The 6,172-nt window shown below is 60.0% G+C and carries 7 protein-coding genes; 2 read left to right on the top strand and 5 right to left on the bottom strand.

All coding sequences use genetic code 11. The features are described from left to right. Nucleotides 1–109: 109 nt before the first annotated feature. The 4 genes from ACIQV9_RS25245 to ACIQV9_RS25230 form a co-directional block, all read right to left on the bottom strand. On the bottom strand, nt 110–973 hold the full coding sequence (locus ACIQV9_RS25245) for an efflux RND transporter periplasmic adaptor subunit (protein WP_403107339.1): 864 nt from the start codon (nt 971–973) through the stop codon (nt 110–112). A 10-nt stretch (nt 974–983) separates the two neighbouring features. Further along, a complete protein-coding gene (locus tag ACIQV9_RS25240) occupies nt 984–1,190 on the bottom strand; it encodes a DUF1656 domain-containing protein (protein ID WP_008151119.1) in 207 nt (68 codons plus the stop codon). Beyond that, entirely contained in the window at nt 1,177–3,165 is a 1,989-nt protein-coding gene (locus ACIQV9_RS25235; protein ID WP_403107337.1) for an FUSC family protein, read from the bottom strand. Before ACIQV9_RS25235 ends, ACIQV9_RS25240 begins: the two co-directional genes overlap by 14 nt. Nucleotides 3,166–3,324: 159 nt before the next feature. Then, on the bottom strand, nt 3,325–3,792 hold the full coding sequence (locus tag ACIQV9_RS25230) for a PA2169 family four-helix-bundle protein (RefSeq protein ID WP_403107335.1): 468 nt from the start codon (nt 3,790–3,792) through the stop codon (nt 3,325–3,327). A 204-nt stretch (nt 3,793–3,996) separates the two neighbouring features. On the opposite strand from ACIQV9_RS25230, the gene ACIQV9_RS25225 reads away from it, so the two are divergent. Then, the gene (locus ACIQV9_RS25225) at nt 3,997–4,233 is read left to right on the top strand and encodes a DUF3820 family protein (protein ID WP_010457368.1); all 237 of its coding nucleotides are present in this window, start codon (nt 3,997–3,999) and stop codon (nt 4,231–4,233) included. A 22-nt stretch (nt 4,234–4,255) separates the two neighbouring features. Continuing rightward, nucleotides 4,256–5,437, top strand: a complete 1,182-nt coding sequence (locus tag ACIQV9_RS25220; protein WP_403107333.1) for an aminotransferase class V-fold PLP-dependent enzyme — start codon at nt 4,256–4,258, stop codon at nt 5,435–5,437. Nucleotides 5,438–5,439: 2 nt separating this feature from the next. On the opposite strand, the gene ACIQV9_RS25215 is transcribed toward ACIQV9_RS25220, so the two are convergent. Continuing rightward, the gene (locus tag ACIQV9_RS25215; RefSeq protein WP_403107331.1) at nt 5,440–6,165 is read right to left on the bottom strand and encodes an intradiol ring-cleavage dioxygenase; all 726 of its coding nucleotides are present in this window, start codon (nt 6,163–6,165) and stop codon (nt 5,440–5,442) included. Nucleotides 6,166–6,172 lie beyond the last annotated feature (7 nt).

Below are 6,172 nucleotides of genomic sequence, written 5' to 3'. Positions count from 1 at the left end.
CGCAATAATCCTGTACCGCTGATAGCTTCGCTTGAATCGTGTACTTTCCCATGAAACACCCCATCGGTCGTGTCCAACTTTTGGGGTGCACACCAGAGCGTGGGAACGATCAGCGGTTACCCTCCTGCACCTGCACACTCGCCGTCATCCCCGAACTCAAATTCATCCCTTCCGGTAATTTATCAATCTTGATCCGCACCGGAATCCGCTGCGCCAGCCTCACCCAGTTGAACGTCGGTTCTACCTCCGCCAACAACTGCCCATCCGGCGTGGTATTACGATCGGTAATCCCGCGGCTGATGCTTTCCACGTGCCCTTCCAGCGCTTCCCCCGCGCTCATCAACCAGACCTTCACCGGATCGCCAACCCGAATCCGCGGCAACTTGGTTTCTTCGAAATACGCCTGCACATAAAAGGTCGAATCATCGATCAACGCCATCACCGGTTGCCCGGCATTCACGTAGTTGCCTTGGGCCAGGCGCAGGTTGGTGATGTGGCCGCTGCGAGGCGCATGGACCTGGCTGCGCGCCAGATTGAGTTCCGCGACCTTGGCTTCAGCCTGAGCTTCACGCAATTCACCCCGGGCGATGCCGGCGTTGATTTGCGCGTTCTCGCGCAGCTCGGCGCTGATGGCTTGCGGCCCAAGGCTGGCGCGGCGACTGGCTTCGCGTTCGCGCAGATTGAGTTGTTGCTGGCGGGTCTGCACCACCGCCTGGGCCTTCTCCAGCGCCGCTTCGAAACGATCACGATCGATGCTCAGCAACAGATCGCCCGCCTTGACCCGCTGGTTATCGAACGCCTTGAGCTCACGCACCCACCCCGAGACGTCCGGGGCGATGACCACCACGTCGGCGCGGATCCGCGCATCCCGGGTCCAGGGCGTGAGCATGTAGTACTGCCACAAATGGAAACCGGCAAAGATCGCCACCGCCACCAGGCACAGGGTTACCGCGACACGTACGGGGGTACGCATTTTCAACTCCTTATAAAGGTCCGAGGACGACGGTGATCAGGGTCAATACACAGACGTACAAGGCGCAATCAAACAATGCTTCGTGCCAGATCCAGCGGCCGACCGGCGTCAGGCGCAACAGCATGCGCAAGGCTCCGGTGACCAGTAGCGCCAGCAACACATAAATCAGAAACGGACTGAGCAGCACGCCGCCCACCGACCATTCACGCAAGCCCATGGCTTTGCTCCTGTTGACGGCACCAGGCGCGCCAGCTGCTTTGCAATTGCAGCACGGCACCCTGGGCCAGTTTCACGGCATCGCTGGGCGGCAACGCGTACAAGGTCTTCAAGAAGGCTTCGCTGGGTTGCTCCAGCGCATCGGCGCGGTTGCCCGCAGGGCCATGCTCAAGGACTTTTTCCAGCTGCTCGAGATAACGCCGTTGAGGTGCGCTGACCGGCACTTGCGCCACCGCCAGGCTCAACCGCAGATGCAGCAATTCATCGCCGATATCGAGGCCGAGCAAGCCGTCATCCCAGCGACTGCGCGCCGGTTCCGGCAACTCGGGGTAGTGCCGCGCCAGTTGCAGCAAGCGGTCGGCCATCCGTCCGCCAAACCAGCTTTCGGCACCCCGCAGGTTACGTCGGGTCAGCCGCACAAGATCGTCGAGCGTCGCCGCCAGCAAGCGGCGGCCATGCCACGCCGGGTTACGCAGGATCAGCAAGTGGAACGCCAGCACCGCCGCGCCGACACCGACCACCATCGCCTGGGCGCTGTTGAAGAACGTGGCGACGTCGAATTTCATCACGTTCAGCGGCGACACCAGCACGATGAAATGCAGACAGAACGAAGTGGCCGTGGCGCCGATCTGCGGCTTGGCCATGCCCAGCGCTCCGAAAAACAACGGCACGCCCATGCCCATGCAGAGCAAGGCAAATCCGCTCCATTGCGGCAGCAGAATTTGCCCGACGAAAAACGCCGTCGGAATCGCCAGAAAAATGCCCCGCATGAAACTCATGCCGATCTGCGCACCGTTCTCGCGACTGGCAAACAGGCTGCACACCACGCATGTCAGCACCAAGGCGCCGGACGCGGCGGGCCAGGCCGTCGCCAGCCAGAAGCACGACACCACCAGAAACGCCAAGGCGCTGCGCGCGCCGAACACCAGCGCCAATGACAGGTCGCGGTGCGGCGTCAGGGTGCGTGGAGGATCGATCGTTTCGCGCCCCTCCTCCACCGCTTTCAACGCCGCGGTGGCCGCCATCGCGGTATCGAGCAGCAAGGTGAAACGGGCCAGGCAGTAACTCTGCGCCGAGCTGATCTGCCGATCATGGGAAGCATCGAGCAACCTCGGCCGCAACGCTTGCAGGGTCGCGGTATCGTCGCCGCTGAGCGCAACCTGAACCTCGGTCATCCACGGCAACAGTTGCTCGGCTTCTTGTGGTTCCAACTGCTTCCACTGACGGCGCACCGAACGGGCGATGCGCAGCAGCATCAAGAGCTTCTGGCTCAAGCCGCTGATGGCTCGTGCCCGTTGCCGACCCAGGCCACCTTCAAACCAGGCATGTTCGCGCTGGGCATCGACCGCGACGATTCGCCCAAGGATTTCCAGCAAACCCTTGCGTGCCTGAGCATCGCCGGCCAGCGTTGCACGCGCAGCATTCATCCCGCTGTTCCAGGCTGCTCGCGCCTGATCCGCCAGTTGTCGCTCGACGCGCATCGGCCACAGCAACGCGCTGGCCGCCGTGGCGCAAAGGATGCCCAGACAGATTTCCGTGCAACGTGCCACGGCTTGGTCGAACACTGTCAGCGGATGGGTAATGGCCGGCAACGCGATGATCGCCACTGTGTAACCGGCCAGCACAAATGAATAGGACCAGGCACTGCGCAGCAAGGTCGAACTCGCCGTACACAGCCCGAGCCACAACGCCAATGCCAGTAGAAACAGCCAGGGCGTCTGGGCGAACAACCCCATGAACACCACTGACATGATGGTGCCGACCAGCGTGCCCAGCAGCCGCGCCAGCCCCTTCTGCACCACCATTCCGGACAAGGGCTGAGCGACGATGAACGCCGTCATCAGTGCCCAGGCGGGTTGCTCCAGGCCCCAGCGCAAGGCCAGCCACAGAGCCAGGCCACCACCGATCAAGGTTTTGATCGCGAACTGTAGGGCGCGGCGGTCAGGCGCAAACAAAGCCTGCAAAGTGATAGGCACGTAGAAGACTCTTGAAATGACGTTTTTAACGATAGTCGGGTTCACTGAAGTCACTTGAAAAACAAATTATTAGCGAGCTATCTATATCCCGTCCAGCGTTAAATCCCAGACACAAAAAAACGCCAGACTGGCTGGCGTTTTTGACAGGCAATGAGCGCTTTAAGAGCGTGCGCGAGCCTGGTTGCGCAGGGCTTTTACCTGATCATGATTGCGTTGCACGCCGTGGTACTGACGTTCAACCATGTCACGAATGCCCACCAGGTTGTGCTTGTTGATTTTTTCCATGGCTTCTTTGTAAGCCTTCAGTGCATGGTCTTCGCCGCGTTCGGCTTCGTTCAGCACGGCTTCTTCATCCTTGCCGGTGAACATCGCTTTGACGTCGACCCAACGACGGTGCAGATCACCGCTGACACTGGTGGAAGTTTCGGGATCGCCACCCATCGAACGCACGGCGCTCTGAAGTTCGGCAGCAGCGGTTGCGCAGTCAGCGGAACGTTGCACGAACAAGGTTTTGAGTTCAGGGTGTTTGATGTCTTCAGCGCAAGTCTTGAACCCTTCCTGACCGTCTTTGCTGGTTTCAATCAGGTCATTGAGTACAGAGATCGCTTCTTTATTCATGTCGGTCATTTTTCAATTCCTTGCGGGTTGATGAAAGATGCAATAGCTGTTGCACCCTGCATGCCAGCTTCGAACTGATAATTTAACCGTTATATTTCAACAACTTAGACTTAAAGACAAAATCTGTATCCGCTTCTTTTGCATGAACTGTCAATTGGCCTCCATGCAGAATGCCTGTATTTTTCCTGCCTGATGAATCAAGACGACCGATAGATGAACCCTGAAAAGCTCGAACTGTTGATCACCCGTGAAATGCCCTTCGGCAAATACAAGGGTCGAATCATTGCCGACCTGCCTGGCCAATACCTGAACTGGTTCGCCCGGGAGGGTTTCCCCCATGGCGAACTGGGGGGATTACTGGCCCTGATGCAGGAGATCGACCACAACGGTCTGTCGGACCTGCTCGAACCGCTGCGCGCCAAACACGGCAAACCTGCCCCGCGCCACTGACATTGCCGAAATCGAGTAGCCCATGCCCGACAACACCCGCCGCGCCCGTGATGAACACTTCTGGAAGACCTTTGCCGACCGCTACGCCGTCGAACCCGGGCCCATCAACCTGGAAAACGGGTACTTCGGGCGCATGTCGCGCACCGTGGTCGAGGAGTACCAGCGCAACATCGAACTGATCAACCGCAGCAACTCGGTGCATGTGCGCCAGCGCTTCGAACAGATCGAAAGTGTTGAGATCCGGGCACAGCTCGCCAGCCTGATCGACGTTCCAGTCGAAACCGTGGCCCTCACCCGCAACGCCTCGGACGGTTTGCAATCGTTGATCCGCAATTACAATCGCCTTCAACCGGGTGATCAGGTGCTGATTTGCGATCTGGAGTACGACACGGTCAAAGGCGCGATGCGTTGGCTGGCGCGGCATCGCGGCGTGGAAGTGATCGAAATCGACCACGCGCATCCCACAACTTTCGACAGCTTGCTGGCCACTTATCGCGACACCTTCGCGCGTTATCCAAAGCTCAAATTGATGGCCCTGACCCATGTCACCCATCGCACCGGATTGGTCATGCCCGTGCAGACCATTGCTGCCGCCGCCAAAGAACACGACATCGACGTAATCCTCGACGGCGCGCACGCCCTGGGCCAGATCGAGTTCAACCTGGACGAGCTTGGCGTTTCTTTCGCCGGCTTCAATCTGCACAAATGGATCGGCGCGCCCCTGACGCAGGGTTTTATCTACATCGCCCCCGAGCGCTTGGCCGACATCGACCCGGACATGGGCGAGATGCATTTCCCGGTCACCGATATTCGCGCCCGCACGTCCTACAGCACGCCGAACATCCCGGCCCTGCTGACGCTGCCGCTGGTGTTCGAGGAGCATCTCGCCATGGGCGGCGCCGCTGCCAAGAGCACACGCCTCAACTACCTGCGCAACCGGTGGGTCAACGCGGTTCGCGAGCTACCGGGGATCGAGGTCATGACACCGGATGACCCGCGACTGTATTGCGGCATTACCTCGATGCGCTTTACCCGGCATACCGATCAGCAGGCGATGGCCCAGCGGCTGCTCAACGACTACAACCTGTTCACCGTGGTCCGCAGCGGCGCGGCGAGCGGGCCATGCATTCGCATTACGCCGGGGCTCACAACCACCGCTGCCGAGATGGATCTGCTGGCCCGGGCGCTGACCGAGCTGCGCTGACGTCAGACCGTGTACTTGTCGAAGTCCTCCGGCTTGATTTGCGTCGATGCGGCGAACGTGTCGATACCGATGGTCGTGTGCCCGAAGAAGCCGTCCTCGTTCGAGTCTCGACCGAGGGTGTGGACCGTCAAGGTCGAGGCCTCGCCGCCCTGATCCCGGTAATAAGTGTCTTCATTGTTGCTTAGCGGCGAGACCGATCGACCGCTGTACTCCCGGGCGTTTAGCACTGAACGCGAGGCGGGTTCGGGAAAGTAGAGCTGACCGACCCAGGCGACGTGTCGTTCGTCGAGAAAATTGTTGCCGGACGTGATGCGCACGGCGACATGGATGTGCAAGGTACGGCCGGCATAGAACCCCGGGTAGATGGTGGTAAACCGCACCACGCCCTTTTTGTCGGTGAATTGCCCGCCACGCAGGTAGGTGTCGTCGTCAGTGCGCGGGACCGAGCCGATGTCACCGACATCGACTTCCTTGTCCGGGTTGATCTTGCTCCAGCCCGAATACGCACCACGCGCATTGCAATGCCAGATATCGACCAAGGCCCCGGTCACCGGCTCCCCCGTCATGGCATCGACAATCGCCAGTCGCAGCACCAGGGGAATGCCATCGGTGCTTTCGCTGATGTTGCGCCGGATCAGTTTCGGATTGCGGAAATACGGGCCGGCGATTTGCTCGGGAGACAGCAGGTAAATCGGGGGTGTGGGTGCAACGGAGGTGTTGTCGTCCATGACGTTC

The sequence above is a fragment of the Pseudomonas sp. NPDC099000 genome (assembly GCF_044759925.1).
Classification (GTDB): Bacteria; Pseudomonadota; Gammaproteobacteria; order Pseudomonadales; family Pseudomonadaceae; genus Aquipseudomonas.
Note: the sequence above shows the minus strand (reverse complement) of the source record. Positions and strands in the feature narration are given on the sequence as shown.

Bases quoted from the DNA above. Each gene is read 5' to 3' on its own strand.
- ACIQV9_RS25245 (WP_403107339.1), bottom strand. From the start codon at position 973: ATGCGTACCCCCGTACGTGTCGCGGTAACCCTGTGCCTGGTGGCGGTG.
- ACIQV9_RS25240 (WP_008151119.1), bottom strand. From the start codon at position 1,190: ATGGGCTTGCGTGAATGGTCGGTGGGCGGCGTGCTGCTCAGTCCGTTT.
- ACIQV9_RS25230 (WP_403107335.1), bottom strand. From the start codon at position 3,792: ATGACCGACATGAATAAAGAAGCGATCTCTGTACTCAATGACCTGATT.
- ACIQV9_RS25225 (WP_010457368.1), top strand. From the start codon at position 3,997: ATGAACCCTGAAAAGCTCGAACTGTTGATCACCCGTGAAATGCCCTTC.
- ACIQV9_RS25220 (WP_403107333.1), top strand. From the start codon at position 4,256: ATGCCCGACAACACCCGCCGCGCCCGTGATGAACACTTCTGGAAGACC.
- ACIQV9_RS25215 (WP_403107331.1), bottom strand. From the start codon at position 6,165: ATGGACGACAACACCTCCGTTGCACCCACACCCCCGATTTACCTGCTG.